This window comes from Leisingera sp. S232, from assembly GCF_049800895.1.
In the GTDB taxonomy this organism is placed as follows: domain Bacteria; phylum Pseudomonadota; class Alphaproteobacteria; order Rhodobacterales; family Rhodobacteraceae; genus Leisingera.
Window position 1 is genome coordinate 49,051 of sequence record NZ_JBNAFX010000025.1, and the last position, 17,215, is coordinate 66,265.

The following is a 17,215-nucleotide window of genomic DNA, read 5'->3' on the forward strand; positions in this document are numbered from 1 at the left end:
TGGCGTACTACTCTGGGGGGAGCTTCTTCCTGGAGAAGCAGACAGGGCGGCAGTCTACAGGGAAGAAACCTCGGGAGAGGGTGGAAATGGCCGATAATACGGAATCCGAGAGCAGAAAGCTTCTGGTCCGCTTGCGCGAGGCAATGGCGGGTGATGACGCTGGTCAGGCGCGGCTCGACAAGATCACCCATCTGATCGCTGACAGCATGGGAACCGAAGTGTGCTCGGTCTATCTGTTTCGCGATGACGAGACGCTGGAGCTGTGCGCCACCGAAGGCCTGAACACCGAGTCGGTGCACCAGACCCGGATGCGAATCGGCGAGGGTCTGGTTGGTCGGGTGGCCAGATATGGCAAGGTGGTCAACACGCCGGATGCGCCCAACGCCAAGGGCTTTCGTTATATGCCGGAAACCGGCGAAGAGCGGTTTTCCTCTTTTCTAGGCGTGCCGGTGCAGCGCCTGGGTGAGATGCTGGGCGTTTTGGTGGTGCAATCCAAGGAAGCGCGCGAGTTTTCCGCTGACGCGGTTTATGCGTTGGAAGTTGTGGCGATGGTGATCGCCGAGATGACCGAGCTGGGTGCCTTTGTCGGTGATGGTGCGGCGTTATCGCCGCTGCACCAGCAGGCGGTTCTGATACATGGTGTTTCTGCTCAGGAGGGCGCGGCAGAAGGCCATGTCTGGTTGCATGAACCACGGGTGATCGTGACCAATCCGATTGCTGATGATCCTGTCCGGGAGCTGGAGCGGCTGAAGGATGCGGTGGAAGAGCTGCGGGTGGGTGTCGACAAGATGCTGGAAGTGTCCCGCAACGGCGACAAAGAGCAATTGGAAGTTCTGGAAGCCTACCGGATGTTTGCCAACTCCAAGGGCTGGATGCGGCGGATGGAGGAAGACATTGCCCGTGGCCTGAGCGCCGAAGCGGCGGTGGAGAAGGAACAGTCCCAGGCCCGCACCCGGATGAGCCAGGTGCAGGACGCCTATCTGCGCGAACGTCTCAGCGATCTGGATGACCTGTCGAACCGGCTGCTGCGGATTCTGACCGGGCAGGGGGCCAATACCGGTGCTGAACTGCCTGACGATCCGATCCTGATTGCCCGCAACATCGGCCCCGGAGATCTGCTGGAGTATGGCCGCGGTTTGCGTGGGATTATTCTGGAGGAGGGCTCTGTTGGTTCTCACGCGGCCATCGTTGCGCGGGCACTGGCTATTCCGCTGGTGGTCAATGCCAAGCGGGTTACCACAGAGGCACTGAACGGCGACCATATCATGGTCGACGGCGACCAGGGGGTGGTGCATCTACGCCCGGATGACACGGTCGTCGGCGCCTTCCGCGACAAGATCGCAATGCACACCAAGGCGCAAGAGCGCTATGCCTCAATCCGCGAAAAGTCGGCTGTCACTGCGGATGGCCAGCGCATCAACATGGTGATGAATGCCGGGCTGATGGCGGATCTGCCGTCTTTGGATACGTCCGGTGCCGAAGGGGTCGGGCTGTTCCGCACGGAATTGCAGTTTCTTGTCCGCAACCAGATGCCCAAACGCTCGGAACTGGTGGCGCTGTACAAGCGGGTTCTGGATGCGGCGCATGGCAAGCCGGTTGTGTTCCGGACGCTGGACATCGGGTCGGACAAGGTGCTGCCTTATATGAAGCCGACGGATGAGCCGAACCCGGCATTGGGCTGGCGTGCTATCCGTGTAGGGCTGGACAAGCCGGGCATCATGCGCATGCAGCTGCAGGCGCTGCTGCGGGCTGCCGAAGGGCGCCCCCTGTCGATCATGTTCCCCTTTGTGGCGCAGTTTGAAGAATATAGGGCAGCCAAGGCTGAGGTTGATAAGACCATCGAGCGGGAGCGCATTCTGGGCCACGTTCTGCCTGCCGACCTAAAGGTCGGCGCGATGCTTGAGACGCCGTCGCTGGCCTATGCACCGCAGAAATTCTTCGACGAGGTGGCCTTTATCTCCATCGGGGGCAATGACCTGAAGCAGTTCTTCTTTGCTGCCGACCGGGAGAATGAACGGGTGCGCCGCCGCTATGATACGCTGAATGTGAGCTTCCTGAGCTTCATTGAGCGGATTGTGGAGCGCTGCGAGATTTCCGGTACGCCGCTCAGCTTCTGCGGCGAGGATGCGGGCCGCCCGGTCGAGGCCGTCTGTCTGGCGGCCATGGGCATCCGCACCCTGTCGATGCGTCCGGCCTCTATCGGGCCGGTGAAATCGCTGCTGCTGCGGGTGGACCTGGGCGAGCTGCGCAAGATCATCGCGGACGCCCGCCACCGCGGCGATCAGGCGGTGCGGCCAGCGGTCATGGAGTATCTGCGCAGCCTGTGATGCTGCTTGGCCGGTTGCCAGAGGCATGGTGTGCCTCTGCGACGGGGCTGTGAAGGCATGTGTATCCAGTTACTTCAAGCTTAAAACTTTATGCTTGAAATTACTTTCAAGCTGCTTATCCTGATCTGCAAGGACGTGCGCTGAGCGGGAGAGGATGATCATGAAAATCGCCTGTTTGGGAGGAGGGCCTGCGGGTCTCTACTTTGCCATCTCAATGAAGCTGCGCCAGCCGGAGGCCGAGGTCACGGTGATTGAGCGCAACAAGGCGAATGATACATTCGGCTGGGGGGTGGTGCTGTCTGATGACGCATTGGAGAACCTGACGGAGAACGACCCCAAAAGCGCCGCGGCGATCCGTGAGAGCTTTGCTTACTGGGATGATATTGCGGTGGTTCATAATGGCACTCGCACGGTGTCGGGCGGTCACGGGTTTGCCGGGATCGGGCGCAAGAAGATGCTGCTGCTGCTGCAGGACAGGGCGCGGGAACTGGGCGTGGATCTGCAGTTTGAAACCCTGGCGAAATCGGCGGCCGACTATCAAAGTGACTATGATTTGGTCGTCGGGTGCGATGGATTAAATTCCAATGTTCGCAATGAGTTTTCGGATCATTTTAAACCGGAAATCGACGTGCGGCCCTGCAAGTTCATCTGGCTTGGCACCCATCAGAAATTCGACGATGCCTTCACCTTTATTTTCGAAAAGACCCAGCATGGATGGATGTGGATTCACGCCTATCAGTTCGATGCCGACACCGCGACGGTGATTGTTGAATGTTCTGCCGAGACCTGGGAGGCCTGGGGTTTCGAGCGCATGAGCAAGGAGGAGATCATCCGCACATGCGAGGAGATCTTTGCCGATCATCTGGATGGCCATGCGCTGATGTCGAACGCGGCGCATCTGCGCGGTGCGGCGGTGTGGATCAATTTCCCCAGGGTGCTGTGCGAAAAGTGGTACCATGAGAACATTGTGCTGCTGGGGGATGCGTCGGCGACGGCGCATTTCTCCATCGGGTCGGGGTCGCGGCTGGCCTTTGACAGTGCCATCGCTCTGGCAGAGCTGGTCAGCACCGAGCCGACGCTGGAGCAGGCTTTTGAACGGTACCAGGAAGAGCGGCGGCTGGATGTGCTGCGGCTGCAATCGGCGGCGCGCAATTCGCTGGAGTGGTTCGAGGAGGTCGAACGCTACCTGGACATGGATCCGGTGCAGTTCAATTACGCGCTGCTGACTCGCTCGCAGCGGATCAGCCATGAAAACCTGCGGCTGCGGGATGCCGACTGGCTGCAAAGCGCCGAGAAATGGTTTCAGGACAAGGCCGGCGCCTCTGCGGATGCGCCGGTGCGGCCGCCGATGTTTGCCCCGTACAAACTGCGGGGGATGGAGCTGCAGAACCGCATCGTGGTCTCGCCCATGGCGCAGTACAAGGCGGTGGATGGATGTCCCGGTGACTGGCACCTGATCCATTACGGCGAACGTGCCAAAGGCGGGGCGGCGCTGATCTATACTGAAATGACCTGTGTCTCGGCCACGGGGCGGATCACGCCCGGCTGTCCGGGGCTTTATGCGCCGGAACATGAGGCAGCCTGGACGCGGCTGACGGAATTTGTACATGCAGAGACCCGTGCGAAAATCTGCTGCCAGATCGGTCACTCGGGTCGCAAGGGGTCGACCCAGCTGGGCTGGGACGTGATGGACGCGCCGCTGCCGGAAGGCAATTGGGAAACGGTTTCCGCGTCGCCCATTCCGTGGTCGGCAAACAACCCGGTGCCGAGGGAAATTTCGCGAAGTGAAATGGATCAAATTCGAGATGAATTTGTTGCATCAGTACAGATGGCAGAGCGTTCCGGGTTTGACATGATCGAACTTCATGCGGCGCATGGGTATCTGATTTCCTCCTTCATATCACCAAAATCGAACATTCGGGCGGATGAATACGGCGGCAGTCTGAAAAACCGTCTGCGCTACCCGCTGGAGGTGTTCCAGGCGATGCGTGCGGTCTGGCCACAGGATAAGCCGATGTCGGTCAGGATCTCTGCCAGCGACTGGGTCGGTGACGCAGGCGTCACGCCAGAGGAGGCCGTGGAAATCGCCAAGGCCTTTGGCCTCGCCGGGGCGGATATCATAGATGTCTCAGCCGGGCAGACGTCGATGGATGCACAGCCGGTCTATGGCCGGATGTTCCAGACGCCGTTTTCCGACCGCATCCGCAACGAGGCGGGAATAGCCACCATGGCGGTGGGCAATATTTACGAGGCGGATCACGCCAATTCGATCCTGATGGCGGGGCGGGCGGATCTGGTCTGCGTGGGGCGCCCGCATCTGGCAGATCCCTATTGGACCTTGCACGAGGCCGCGCGGATCGGTGACCGGCATGGCGGCTGGCCGCTGCCCTATCATGCGGGCCGGGATCAGGCCTGGCGGCTGGCGGACCGTGAAGCGGAGGTGATCCGGGCATGACACGCAGAGTATTGGTCACAGGCGGCGGCACCGGGATCGGCAGGGCAATAGCGCAGGCTTTTGCTGCCGATGGCTGCCATGTCACCATTGCGGGCCGTCGTCGGGCGCCGCTGGAGGCGGCGGCGGACAGGCCGGGGATGGAGATCCGTGTGGCGGATGTGACGGATGAGGGGCAGGTGGAGGCGCTGTTTGATGCGCCCTATGAGGTGGTCATTGCCAATGCCGGCACCGGTGTTGCCGCGCGGATCGAGGATGTTGCGCTTGAGGATTGGCAGCGCACGCTGACGGTGAATATGACCGGCACCTTCCTGACCTTTCGGGCCGCCTTGCGGGCGGGCATGGAGCCGGGCGGGCGGCTGATGGCAATTGCCTCCACGGCGTCGTTGCAGGGGGGAGCATATATCCCGGCCTATGCCGCGTCCAAACATGGGGTGCTGGGTCTGGTACGGTCTGTTGCACACAGCGTGGCCAAGCGCGGGATCACCTGCAATGCGATCTGCCCCGGGTTTGTCGATACCGAGATGGCCGAAACAGCCATCACCGGGCTGATGAGCCGGCATGACATCCCGAGGGAGAAGGCGCTGAATATGGTGGTAGGCGGCAACCCGATGCAGCGGCTGATCGCGCCGGAGGAAGTGGCCGCGACGGCGGTTTTCCTTGCATCCAAGGGCGCGGCTTCGATCAATGGGCACGCAATGAGTGTGTCGGGAGGGGAAATTTGAGCACGACATCAAAAGATCGGCTGCGCCTGTGGCTGAAGGTGCTGAAGGCCACCAAGGCGGTGGAGAGCGACGTGCGCGAGAACCTGCGGCGGGATTTTGCAACCACGCTGCCGCGGTTTGACGTGATGGCGGCCCTGATGCAGCACGAAAAAGGGCTCAAGATGAGTGAGTTGTCTGGCGTTTTGAAAGTGTCGAACGGCAATGTCACAGGCATCGTCGAGCGGCTGGTCGAGGACGGGCATGTGCAGCGCGAGAAGGTCGAAGGTGACCGCCGCGCCAATCTGGTGCGGCTGACGGGGGCGGGCCAGGCCGAGTTTTCGCGTCAGGCCGAGGCGCATGAGGGCTGGATCAACGCCGCCTTTGACGGGCTGACGGCGGATGAGGCGCAAGGCATTGCCGAAAGCCTGGAAGCGGTGGCGCGGCGGCTGGAAGCCGGAGGCAAGCGATGAAGGTAAACCGGACTCCTGTGCATTTTCTGTGCCAGATCAAAGAGGGCATTGCCATCATTTCGCTGGATCGGCCGGACCGGAAAAATCCGCTGACCTTCGACAGCTACGCAGAGCTGCGCAACTGGTTCCGTGATCTGCACTATGACGACAGCGTCAAGGCGGTGGTCTTTGCTTCCAACGGTGGCAATTTCTGTTCCGGCGGCGATGTGCATGACATCATCGGGCCGCTGGTCGGCATGAGCATGAAGGAGCTGCTGGCCTTCACCCGGATGACCGGGGACCTGGTCAAGGCGATGGTGACCTGTGGCAAGCCGGTGATCGCGGCAATTGACGGGATCTGCGTTGGGGCCGGTGCAATCATCGCCATGGCCTCGGACATCCGGATTGCCACGCCTGCGGCCAAGACCGCGTTTCTGTTCACCCGTGTCGGGCTGGCGGGCTGCGACATGGGCGCTTGTGCCATCCTGCCGCGGATCATCGGCCAGGGGCGGGCGGCGGAACTTCTGTATACGGGCCGGTCAATGAGCGCGGATGAGGCATACGCCTGGGGCTTTCACAACAAGCTGGTCGCGGCGGATGAACTGGAAGCGGAGGCGCAGGCATGGGCAGAGCGGATCGCCGCAGGTCCGAACTTTGGCCATATGATGACCAAGACCATGCTGGCGCAGGAATGGTCGATGTCGATTGAACAGGCGATCGAAGCGGAGGCGCAGGCGCAGGCAATCTGCATGCAGACGGCAGATTTCGAGCGTGCCTTTCATGCCTTTGTGAACAAGGAAAAGCCGCTGTTTGAGGGCGATTGAAATGTGACATCGCTGGGGCCTGCGCCGGAGGAGAGTGTGGGAGCGCCCTTTTGGCGGCAAGGCTTCCTGGCGGGCGGCGGGATATGAGTATTTGGGGAAAGATGAAACTGGGAGGGCCGCATCATGGCGGACAGGACGTTTCTGAACTGGCCGTTTTTTGAGGAGCGGCACCGGGCGCTGGCGGAGGAGCTGGAAGCCTGGGCTGCAGCACAGCTGGCGGGAATGGATCATTCCGACACCGATGCCGCCTGCCGGGCGCGGGTGGCCGCACTGGGTGCGGGCGGCTGGACGCAGCATTCCGGAGCCATGGCGGGCGAGCCGCTGGATGTGCGCACGCTGTGTCTGATCCGCGAGACCTTGGCGCGCCATGACGGGCTGGCGGATTTTGCCTTTGCCATGCAGGGGCTGGGCACCGGGGCGATCTCGTTGTTTGGCACAGAGGCGCAGCAGCAGGAGTGGTTGCCTTTGACGCAGGCGGGCAAGGCGATTTCAGCCTTTGCCCTGACTGAACCGCAATCGGGTTCGGATGTGGCCAATTCCACCATGACTGCGGCGCTGGATGGTGGCAGCTACGTGCTGAACGGCGAGAAGACCTGGATCTCCAACGGCGGCATTGCTGATGTCTACACGCTGTTTGCCCGTACCGGCGAGGCGCCGGGGGCGAAGGGCTTAAGCGCTTTTGTCGTGCCGGCAGGCCTGCCCGGATTTGAAGTGACGGAGCGGCTGGAGACCATCGCGCCGCATCCGTTGGCAACGCTGAGGTTTAGCGATTGCCGCATTCCGAAATCGGCGTTGCTGGGGCAGCCGGGGCAGGGATTCAAGATTGCGATGTCAGTGCTGGATGTGTTCCGCTCCACCGTGGCGGCGGCGGCGCTGGGATTTGCCCGCCGGGCGCTGGATGAGGCGCTGGCGCGGGTGACGGCGCGGCAGGTGCAGGGAGCGCCGTTGTTTGATCTGCAGATGGTGCAGGGGCATATCGCGGACATGGCGCTGGATGTGGATGCATCGGCGCTGCTTGTCTACCGCGCGGCCTGGGCCAAGGATTCTGGGGCAGCGCGGGTCACCCGCGAGGCGGCGATGGCCAAACTGTTTTCCACTGATCAGGCGCAGGCCGTCATCGACAGGGCGGTGCAGCTGCATGGCGGCGACGGTGTGCGCCGTGGCCAGAAAGTGGAAGAGCTGTACCGGGATATCCGGGCTTTGCGCATCTATGAGGGGGCCTCGGATGTGCAGCGGGTGGTGATCGCCCGGCAGGCTATGGGCGCCTTTCAGGGAGGGAGTTAAGATGCTGGGGCCAAGCGCGCATACCGATACATTTGCCCGGGACAATCTGCCGCCTGCCGAACAATGGCCGGAGTTCCTGCTGGACGGCTTTCAGTACCCTGAGCAGTTGAACGCTGCGGTCGAACTGACTGATGCGATGGTGGACAGAGGCTTTGGGGATCGTATTGCGCTTATCGGCAACGGCCGCTACCGCACTTACAAGGAGCTGGCCGACTGGACCAACCGCCTGGCCCATGTGCTGAGCGAGGACCTGGGGATGAAGCCTGGCAACCGGGTACTGATCCGGTCTGCCAACAACCCTGCGATGGTGGCATGCTGGCTGGCGGCGACCAAGGCGGGTGCGGTGGTGGTTAATACCATGCCGCTGTTGCGCAAGGGGGAACTGGCCAAGATTGTCGACAAGGCCGAGATCTCCCATGCGCTGTGTGACACCAGGCTGAAGGATGAGCTGGTGGCCTGCGCCAAGGGATCGGCATTCCTGAAAACGGTTGTCGGGTTCGATGGCACTTCTAACCATGATGCGGAGCTGGATCGGCTGGCGCTGGAAAAACCGGTGACCTATGAGGCCGTGAAGACGGGCCGCGATGATGTGGCGCTGCTGGGATTTACTTCAGGCACCACGGGGGCGCCCAAGGCGACGATGCATTTCCATAGGGATCTGCTGATTATCGCCGACGCATATGCGCGTGAAGTGCTGGATGTGCAGCCCGAGGATGTGTTTGTCGGCTCGCCGCCTTTGGCTTTTACCTTTGGCCTTGGCGGATTGGCGATTTTCCCGCTGCGGTTCGGGGCCGCAGCGACACTGCTGGAGAACGCGACGCCGCCAAACCTCATTGAGATCATTGAAAAATATAAGGCAACTGTCTGCTTTACCGCGCCGACGGCCTATAGGGTGATGCTGAAGGCGATGGATGAAGGTGCGGATCTCAGCTCGCTCAGAGCGGCGGTTTCTGCCGGTGAAACCCTGCCTGCGCCGGTCTATGAGGACTGGATGCAGAAAACCGGAAAGCCGATGCTGGATGGGATCGGCGCGACGGAGCTTTTGCATATTTTCATCACCAACCGGTTCAGTGATCACCGGCCGGCCTGCACCGGCAAACCGGTGGCGGGCTATCAGGTGAAGGTGCTGGATGCGGACGGCAATGAGGCGCCGCGCGGCGAGGCCGGGCGGTTGGCGGTCAAAGGACCGACAGGCTGCCGCTATTTGGCGGATGCCCGGCAGGCGGAATATGTGCAGGACGGCTGGAATATAACCGGGGACAGCTTCATCCGGGACAAAGATGGATATTTGCATTTTGCGGCCCGCAACGACGACATGATTGTCTCTTCCGGGTACAATATTGCCGGTCCGGAAGTGGAGGCGGCATTGTTGGCCCATGATGCGGTGGCGGAATGTGCGGTGGTTGGCGCGCCGGATGAGGCGCGCGGTGAGATTGTACAGGCCCATGTGGTGCTGGCCGGCGGGCAGGTGCCGTCAGATGTGCTGGTCAAGCTGCTGCAGGAGCATGTCAAAGCCGCGATTGCACCGTACAAATACCCGCGTTCGGTGGTGTTCACGCAAGCTCTGCCAAAAACGGAGACAGGAAAAATCCAACGATTTAAGCTGAAAGACGAGCGGCCAGCGCCGGGCGCAGATTTTGGTGCGGAGAAAAATCCGGTAAGTCAAACAAGTCGAATGTACAGGTGAGGGCTGCAGCCACAGCTGGAAAAGCGCGGGCTTTGAGCTTGGGGGCAGCGGCGACCGGTCATGCAGGCGGGCATTTGGCACCGTGCGCTGACCGCCGCACACGTTGAATCGGGGCTGCTCCTGCACTGTCAAATCCTCGCATCGGGGCTGGACGTCACCTGGCTGCTGCGGCAGTGCCTGCAGCCAGGCTGGGTCTTTGTCTGCGGGGTCAGGCCACTTCGAGCTCATCGGTATCGAAAGCAAAGCGGGCAGTCTTCGGGTCAGCTTTGAACTTTGGTTCCAGCTCCTCCAGACGGGTGGTCAGCGCATTGACGCTTTCGATGACGTAACGCACTTTCTCATCGCTCATCAGATAGCTGAAATTCAGACGCACCCAGCCGGGTTTTTCCAGCTCGTTGCCTTGCTGCAGCTCGCCGAACAGTTCTTCGGACCTGTCTGCGTCGATGTTGAGCAGGGAGTGCGCATAAGGGCCTGCGCAGGCACAGCCGCCGCGGACCTGAATGCCGTAAACGTCGCTCAGCATGCGGGTGAACAGCTGGTGATGAAACCGGGTTCCGTCCTTGCGTGTGACCAGAAAGGAGAAGATCGGCAGGCGGTGTTCATGCTGGGTGCCAAGCAGAACCAGCTGCCGGTTCTGGCTCCAGGATTCGATTGCCATTTTGTTCATTTCCGCTTCGCGCTTGGAAATGAAGTCCTGGGTGATTTCATCTTTGACCACAAACGCCAGTGCCGCACGGATATCGCCGACTACATTGGGGGTTCCAGCCTCTTCGCGGGCGGCAAGGCTGCCGGTGTAATGGTGTTTCCACGGTGAGACAAAGGTGACGGTGCCGCCGCCCGGCCAGGTCGGCACATGGCTGACGACCGCCTCATCGCGGAGGATCAGCACGCCAGTTGCACCGGGGCCGCCCGGGAACTTATGCGGGGAGACCACAACCGCGTCCTTGCGGCAGTCGGGCGCCGGGTTCATATCGATTGGCAGGTAAGGGGCGCCGCCGGCATAGTCCCAAACGGAAAGGGCGCCGTGCTTTTTCAGCAGCCGCGTCACCTCGTCCGGCTGGGTGATGACGCCGGTCACATTCGAGGCCGCCGAAAAGCTGCCGATTTTAACATCTGCGTCCTGATGGTCAATCAGCGCCGCTTCCAGCGCTTCCAGATTTGGACCGCCTTCGGGGGTTTCAGGAACCTCGACGACGGTCGCGTTGCTTTCGCGCCAGGGCAGGATGTTGGAATGATGTTCATAAGGGCCGATGAAAACCACAGCTTTCCTGGCTTTGTTCACACCGAACAGCCCGACCAGACGATTAAGACCTGCAGTTGCGCCTGAGCCGGTGAAGATCACGGAGCAGCCGTCATCGGCATGTGTCAGACGAGAAATTTCCGCCCGCGCCGCAGCCCGGAGCCGGGTGATGTATTGACCGCAATAGGAGGCCTCAGTGTGGCTGTTGGCGTAATAAGGCAGGACATGTTCGCGCACATAGTCTTCGACCTGGGCCAGGGCGCGGCCGGAGGCGACGTAATCGGCATAGGTCAGCGGAACCTCGCCGAACAGCCCCGGGATCTTGACGCCATCGCCGATGATGCCCTCGCGGACTGATTTGACAACATCGCCGGATTTCAGCGCGTTCCGGAAAACTTCGATAGACATGTTGGGACCTCCTACGGGGATCTTACTCCACGATCTTTGCAAAAATTGATCTTTTTAATTGCATAATTTCAGAAAATATGGAGGCTTTGACAACATGGGTGGGGAAAAATTAGATCAGAAGGACAGGGATATCCTGAATGCCCTTCAGGCAGACGGGTCGCTGTCTCAAAGGGAGCTGGCTGACCAGGTCGGCCTGTCGCAAAATGCGTGCTGGCGCCGCCTGCAAAGCCTGACCGCTGCAGGTGTGATCAATGGCTCGACCATCAAGGTGAGCCGTGACAAGATCGGCATGGAGCTGGTTGTTTTTGTGCTTATCCGCACCCGCCACCATTCTGCGGACTGGCTAAAGGAGCTGCGCCGGGCCGTGCTGAACATTCCCGAAGTGGTGGATTTCTTCCGGATCAGCGGCGACTACGATTATATGGCCAAAGTCATTACTGCCGATATGAACAGCTATGACCGTGTGTACCAGCGCCTCATTTCCTCTGTGGAACTCGACTCTGTGACCTCTTACTTTTCGATGGAAACCATTGCAGAGCAACGCCCCCTGAAATTGTAGAGCGGCAAATCCCTGATGGCAGGGCACACGGGTGATCGGGCAGTCGTCAGACATACTGGTCGCTGTGTGCCAGGCAGCAAATGCTTTGTGGGCAACTGCCTGCGGCAGCAACACCTGTCCGGTCCGTTGCTCCATAAAAGAGTTCTTTTAAAAACGGTCCATCCCCGGGTTTTTACATCGGGCAAGTAGAACTGAACGCCATGGTGCAAAGGCCGCCACTTTGATGGCTGCCAGGGCGTCCGGCGCGCTGGCCGTGGGGCATGGCGCAGAGAAAACCGTGATGATCTGGCAACCCACCTGAGCAAACAGTCTCTTCGAGATCGTCCGCGTCGCCTAAGTTCAGAGTGAAGGGGGAGGGGGGGCGCAACACCGCCGACGTAGCGTACTGTTTTCAGTTTGATGACAGAATTGAGAGGTCTTTCGCATTGGGCGCAATTTCGGGTCAATTTTTGTTAAAAACTGGGCAAATGCCACGAATGGATAGGCTCACAATCATTGTCTGTTACTCAGAGAACCAGTTTTAGAAGTGACTCCTGGGTCACTTAGTGCCGGAGTAGCATGCATGCCAGTTGATCCAGAAGAGCCCGTTTTCGGGAGCCCAGACAGCGATACGATTTTGGGGACAGACGGCGCTGACACTTTGTTTGGCGGTGACGGCAACGACAGTCTTGTTGGCGATCTGGGGGCGGATTCACTTGTCGGCGGCAATGGGAATGACACGCTGCGCGGCGGCCATGGTGATGACACGTTGATAGGTGGTGAAGGCGACGATGAGATCGAGGGCCTTGATGGTAATGACCTGATCGATACCGGAGCTGGCAACGATCATGTTTTTGGTCGTGACGGGGATGATCTGATTTATGGCCGCGAGGGCGATGACCATTTGATCGGCTCTGTGGGGACCGACACAATTTACGGCGGCGTAGGCAACGACACTTTGGCCGGCAGTCAGGGCAATGATGAGATCCACGCTGGCGACGGAAATGATCTGGCCTTTATCGGCAGACGTGAAGATTCTGACCGTATCTTCATGGATGCAGGCAATGACTTTGTAGACGGCGCCTTTGCCGGTTCATCTTTCTATGCCGAAGGCGGGGCGGGCAATGATACGATGAACGCGGGGGTTGGCGATGACACGCTTTTGGGCGGCTCCGGCGATGACATTCTGTCCGGCGGGGCGGGCAATGATACCCTGTCTGGGGGCGGAGACAACGATATCGTGTCGGGCGGCGATGGCGACGATGTGTTCCTGCTGCAAGACGTGCCGGGGACTGTGCTTATTACAGATTTTGGCGCCAATGGCGCAGCGGACCAGATCGATCTGACCGCGATTGCAGGCTATGAAACGGCTGAGTCCGTTTCTGCCCAGATGACATATGGTCCTTATCAAAGCACCCTGAACCTCGACGTCACAGGCGGCACTTTGGTGGTTGTCATCCAGCATGAAACACCGCTGAGCGCGGCGGACCTTGGCCTGTCCGGGACACTGACAGGAACGGACACGGGCGAAGGCCCAGAAGTGTTCTGCGGCGGCGAGGACACGAGTGGTGGTGGCGACGCGTCAGACGATACCAGCCTCGACACCTTTGTACTTGAAGGGCCGGACGCAGGCTACTTCATCATTGATCCGGACAATGGCACGCTCTCCAACATCGAGTGGTTTACGCCCCAATACAGTCAGGTCTGGGATGCCAATGGGGACCACACATATGAAGTGTCCGTTGTCGAGCGTGACGCGGCGGGGGCCGAAATTGACCGCAGCAATCTCAATCTTGTGGTCACACAGACAGACGTGTCCTGGCGCGATGCCGAGACGGGCGATTTGATCGGTGAGGAAACGCTGACCGGCGGCGCCGGCGATGACACCGTTGGCGGAACAGACGGTGGTGACGGCATCTCAGACGGCGGCGATGCCACACTCTATACGCTCTCTGGTGCCGATGCAGATCTGTTCGTGGTGGATCCTGCGACGGGGGATGTGGCCTATCAGAGCTGGTTCACGCCCAACTATTATCAGGTCTGGGACGAGGATCGTGATCATGTTTACGAAGTGTCTGTCGTCGGTACTGATGCAAATGGTGTCGAAGTCAGCCAGCAACATCTTGAACTTGTCGTCAGTGAAACCGACGCCGTCTGGCGCGACGCAGTCTCGGGCGAAGACCCCGATGGTTCTGGCGGTGGAGATGACACAGGCAATGGCGAACCGGGCGAAGGTGTCTTTGCCGGCGAGAATGCCGATGGCGTGTCTTATGCGCTTGTCGGCCAGGACACCGGGGTATTTGTGATCGATCCCGAGACCGGCGATGTCTCCTTTCAGAACTGGTTCACGCCAAACTACGATGAAGTCTGGGACATGGACCGCGACCATGTTTATGAGGTCTCGATTGTTGGTACGGACGCGGCTGGCGCCGAAGTCAGCCGTCAGGACATCGAATTGGTGGTCAGCGAGACCGATGCTGTCTGGCAAGAGGCGGTGGCCGACGGGCCCTCTGATGGCGGCGACGGGACAGACCCTATTGATCCGGAAACCGAAGACGACAGCTTTGCCGGCCCCAACGTTGATGGCGTAAGCTACGCGCTTGTCGGCGAAGACGCAGGCGTTTTTGTGATCGATCCCGAGACCGGCGATGTTTCCTTTCAAGACTGGTTCACACCCAACTTTGAACAGGTCTGGGACACGGACCGCGACCATGTTTATGAGGTCTCGATTGTTGGTACGGACGCGGCTGGCGCCGAAGTCGGTCGTCAGGACATCGAATTGGTGGTCAGCGAGACCGATGCTGTCTGGCAAGAGGCGGTGGCCGACGGGCCTTCTGATGGCGGCGATGGGGCAGACCCTATTGATCCGGAAACCGAAGAGGACAGCTTTGCCGGCCCCAACGTTGATGGCGTAAGCTACGCGCTTGTCGGCGAAGACGCAGGCGTTTTTGTGATCGATCCCGAGACCGGCGATGTTTCCTTTCAAGACTGGTTCACACCCAACTTTGAACAGGTCTGGGACACGGACCGCGACCATGTTTATGAGGTCTCGATTGTTGGTACGGACGCGGCTGGCGCCGAAGTCAGCCGTCAGGACATCGAACTGGTGGTCAGCGAAACGGATGCCGTGTGGCAAGACCTCAGCTCTGATCCCGTTGACCCTGAGCCCCCCACAGATCCTACAGATCCTGTCGATGCGGCCCTCTATTTAAACGGCGAAGTCGACGCTGATTTGCTCAATGTTTTCGACGCCGCTGCCGATAGCTACATCGATGGCCAAGGCAACAGTGACGCGCCTATCTTCGATGGATCAATTGATTGGCATTCCAGTGTCCACGCGCATCTGGCCAATGTCGCGGCTTATGAAGCCTCGGGGGATCAGGCGGGTTTGCAGGCCTTTGTCGACGCGCGTTTTGCGCCCGAAGATGTTCAGGGAGAGATCGATCTGAATTTCAACGATCCCTATGGCTGGGCATGGTTGTTGAACCTTGACACCAAGTTGCAGGACAATGGCATCGACAATCTGGCTCCTGCCGGCGCGCATTTTGCCGATGAGCTTGAGGCCGATCTGACGTCTCAGCTTGCAAGCGGCACATCGGATCAGGGGGCGGGTTCCTATAACGACGCAAACTGGAAGATCGCGAACCTCATCCAATATGCCCAACATCAGGGCGACGCAGATGCCGAAAGCCGGTATCTGCAGTTGTTTGACCAAATTCAGGCCGACACGAATGTGAATGGCAACACTTCAATCGCTGAAGGCGACTTCTTTTCGTCCCTGTCCCTGTCGGCCTATTCCCAAGTGATTGCCGGCTCCACGGATACGGAATTGTTTCAGGCTACTCACGACCAGATGTTGGAAAGTGTGACAGACGGGTCGCTTGATTCGCTTCTGGATACCGAAGGGGCGCGGTTGGACGCTGGTGTCGGGTTCTCCCATTCGGCGGGGATCGCAATCTCGTCAGCCTATGGCTATTGGGCTCTGTTTGAAGAGACCCAGAACCCAGCCTTTTATGATGCCTACACCAATATCATAGAATGGACCGAAACATATGCGCCCGAAATGGGAGCAAGCGTTGGCCCTGGCCATTGGCTGCCGAACTTCGCGTCCTTTGCCGCTGATTTGCCGGGGCAGATGCCTGTCGATGATCCGGATGGAAGCCTGACGGCACTGATCGAAGAATGGCAAGGGACTGACACGCCCCCCGTGGTGGTGGACCTGGTCCTGACAGGAGGCGCGGGCGCGGATGAACTGATCGGCGGCGCGGGAGATGATCTGCTCGACGGCCTGGACGGCAAAGACACGCTGAACGGCGGCGACGGCGATGACACGCTGCGGGCCGGCTATGACGATGGTACGGGCGATGTCTTCATTGGCGGGGCAGGCAATGACACCTATGATATTGCGAATTCTGCTGTCAGCACATTCGGGTTTGAAATCGACCTGACCGCCGGAACCGACCAATACGGCAACATCTATGATGGCATCGAAAACATTCTGGGCGGCAGTGGCGCTGACAGTTTGACTGGTGATGCGGAAAACAACCTGCTGGACGGCCTGGACGGCAAAGACACGCTGAACGGCGGCGACGGCGATGACACGCTGCGGGCCGGCTATGACGATGGCACGGGCGATGTCTTTATCGGCGGGGCAGGCAATGACACCTATGATATTGCGAATTCGACTGTCAGCACTTTCGGGTTTGCTGTCGATTTGACCGCAGGAACCGACCAATACGGCAACAGCTATGATGGTATCGAAAACATTCTGGGCGGCAGTGGCGCCGACAGTTTGACTGGCAATGCGGAAAACAACCTGCTGGACGGCGGCGCAGGCAATGATCTTTTGATCGCAAGCGGTGGCGACGATACCTTGGTCGGCGGGGCAGGTGACGATATCTTTCAGGTGACGGCCGAAGCCGGCACGTTGCAGATCACTGACTTCGGGCAAAATGCCGAAGCAGACCAAATTGATGTCTCAGCATTCGGATCTGTATTCGAAACCCCGCAAGAGCTCATGGCAGCTCTCAGCTTCACTGATGGAACAACCACACTCGATATCGACTTAGGAGATGCGTCTCGGTTGCTTATGATCCAGTCCGAGGAAGAGCTTGAGGAAGAGGACTTCATCTTCTAGGGTCTGGACTTCGGTAGCGGGGGGCTTTGATGCTGTAATCGGCGTTGTTGCGCAACTCGTTTTGAGGACGAGCTTCCCCTTTCCGCGGCGGATTCATCCATCACACACGATCTCGGCGGTGCCGAGGGCCGAGAATCGGTTCATGAGAGCGATGCGGATGTGGAT

The 17,215-nt window shown here is 59.7% G+C and carries 10 protein-coding genes; 9 read left to right on the forward strand and 1 reads right to left on the reverse strand.

Going from position 1 to position 17,215, the window contains the following annotated elements; genetic code table 11:
- The first annotated feature begins 86 nt into the window (after positions 1 to 86).
- The 7 genes from ptsP to ACP151_RS14935 all read left to right on the forward strand — a co-directional run bounded on the left by ptsP (position 87) and on the right by ACP151_RS14935 (position 9,727).
- Positions 87 to 2,327 carry a phosphoenolpyruvate--protein phosphotransferase gene (ptsP, locus tag ACP151_RS14905; RefSeq protein ID WP_424979695.1) on the forward strand — a complete coding sequence of 747 codons (2,241 nt, stop codon included), beginning with the start codon at positions 87 to 89 and terminating at the stop codon, positions 2,325 to 2,327.
- 160 nt (positions 2,328 to 2,487) lie between these two features.
- The gene (locus ACP151_RS14910; protein WP_424979696.1) at positions 2,488 to 4,782 is read left to right on the forward strand and encodes a bifunctional salicylyl-CoA 5-hydroxylase/oxidoreductase; all 2,295 of its coding nucleotides are present in this window, start codon (positions 2,488 to 2,490) and stop codon (positions 4,780 to 4,782) included.
- On the forward strand, positions 4,779 to 5,504 hold the full coding sequence (locus ACP151_RS14915; RefSeq protein WP_424979697.1) for an SDR family NAD(P)-dependent oxidoreductase: 726 nt from the start codon (positions 4,779 to 4,781) through the stop codon (positions 5,502 to 5,504). The genes ACP151_RS14910 and ACP151_RS14915 overlap by 4 nt, the downstream gene beginning before the upstream one ends.
- Positions 5,501 to 5,953: a MarR family winged helix-turn-helix transcriptional regulator gene (locus ACP151_RS14920; RefSeq protein WP_424979698.1), complete on the forward strand. Its 453-nt coding sequence runs from the start codon at positions 5,501 to 5,503 to the stop codon at positions 5,951 to 5,953. The genes ACP151_RS14915 and ACP151_RS14920 overlap by 4 nt, the downstream gene beginning before the upstream one ends.
- Positions 5,950 to 6,756 (forward strand): enoyl-CoA hydratase family protein, encoded by an 807-nt coding sequence (locus ACP151_RS14925; protein WP_424979699.1) that lies wholly within the window; start codon positions 5,950 to 5,952, stop codon positions 6,754 to 6,756. The genes ACP151_RS14920 and ACP151_RS14925 overlap by 4 nt, the downstream gene beginning before the upstream one ends.
- A gap of 123 nt (positions 6,757 to 6,879) precedes the next feature.
- Complete coding sequence (locus ACP151_RS14930; protein ID WP_424979700.1) at positions 6,880 to 8,040, forward strand: acyl-CoA dehydrogenase family protein; 1,161 nt, start codon at positions 6,880 to 6,882, stop codon at positions 8,038 to 8,040.
- Between the two features lies 1 nt (position 8,041).
- Positions 8,042 to 9,727: an AMP-binding protein gene (locus tag ACP151_RS14935; protein WP_424979701.1), complete on the forward strand. Its 1,686-nt coding sequence runs from the start codon at positions 8,042 to 8,044 to the stop codon at positions 9,725 to 9,727.
- Between the two features lie 208 nt (positions 9,728 to 9,935).
- Here the strand turns inward: ACP151_RS14935 and ACP151_RS14940 are convergent, their stop codons facing one another.
- The gene (locus ACP151_RS14940) at positions 9,936 to 11,375 is read right to left on the reverse strand and encodes an aminotransferase class V-fold PLP-dependent enzyme (protein ID WP_424979702.1); all 1,440 of its coding nucleotides are present in this window, start codon (positions 11,373 to 11,375) and stop codon (positions 9,936 to 9,938) included.
- Positions 11,376 to 11,469: 94 nt separating this feature from the next.
- Between ACP151_RS14940 and ACP151_RS14945 the strand changes: the two genes are divergently transcribed.
- Both ACP151_RS14945 and ACP151_RS14950 read left to right on the forward strand, forming a co-directional pair.
- Entirely contained in the window at positions 11,470 to 11,934 is a 465-nt protein-coding gene (locus ACP151_RS14945; protein ID WP_424979703.1) for an Lrp/AsnC family transcriptional regulator, read from the forward strand.
- A gap of 562 nt (positions 11,935 to 12,496) precedes the next feature.
- A complete protein-coding gene (locus tag ACP151_RS14950; RefSeq protein ID WP_424979704.1) occupies positions 12,497 to 17,050 on the forward strand; it encodes a DUF2891 family protein in 4,554 nt (1,517 codons plus the stop codon).
- Positions 17,051 to 17,215 lie beyond the last annotated feature (165 nt).

Bases quoted from the DNA above. Each gene is read 5' to 3' on its own strand.
- ACP151_RS14925 (WP_424979699.1), top strand. From the start codon at position 5,950: ATGAAGGTAAACCGGACTCCTGTGCATTTTCTGTGCCAGATCAAAGAG.
- ACP151_RS14935 (WP_424979701.1), top strand. From the start codon at position 8,042: ATGCTGGGGCCAAGCGCGCATACCGATACATTTGCCCGGGACAATCTG.
- ACP151_RS14940 (WP_424979702.1), bottom strand. From the start codon at position 11,375: ATGTCTATCGAAGTTTTCCGGAACGCGCTGAAATCCGGCGATGTTGTC.
- ACP151_RS14945 (WP_424979703.1), top strand. From the start codon at position 11,470: ATGGGTGGGGAAAAATTAGATCAGAAGGACAGGGATATCCTGAATGCC.
- ACP151_RS14950 (WP_424979704.1), top strand. From the start codon at position 12,497: ATGCCAGTTGATCCAGAAGAGCCCGTTTTCGGGAGCCCAGACAGCGAT.
- ptsP (WP_424979695.1), top strand. From the start codon at position 87: ATGGCCGATAATACGGAATCCGAGAGCAGAAAGCTTCTGGTCCGCTTG.
- ACP151_RS14930 (WP_424979700.1), top strand. From the start codon at position 6,880: ATGGCGGACAGGACGTTTCTGAACTGGCCGTTTTTTGAGGAGCGGCAC.
- ACP151_RS14915 (WP_424979697.1), top strand. From the start codon at position 4,779: ATGACACGCAGAGTATTGGTCACAGGCGGCGGCACCGGGATCGGCAGG.
- ACP151_RS14910 (WP_424979696.1), top strand. From the start codon at position 2,488: ATGAAAATCGCCTGTTTGGGAGGAGGGCCTGCGGGTCTCTACTTTGCC.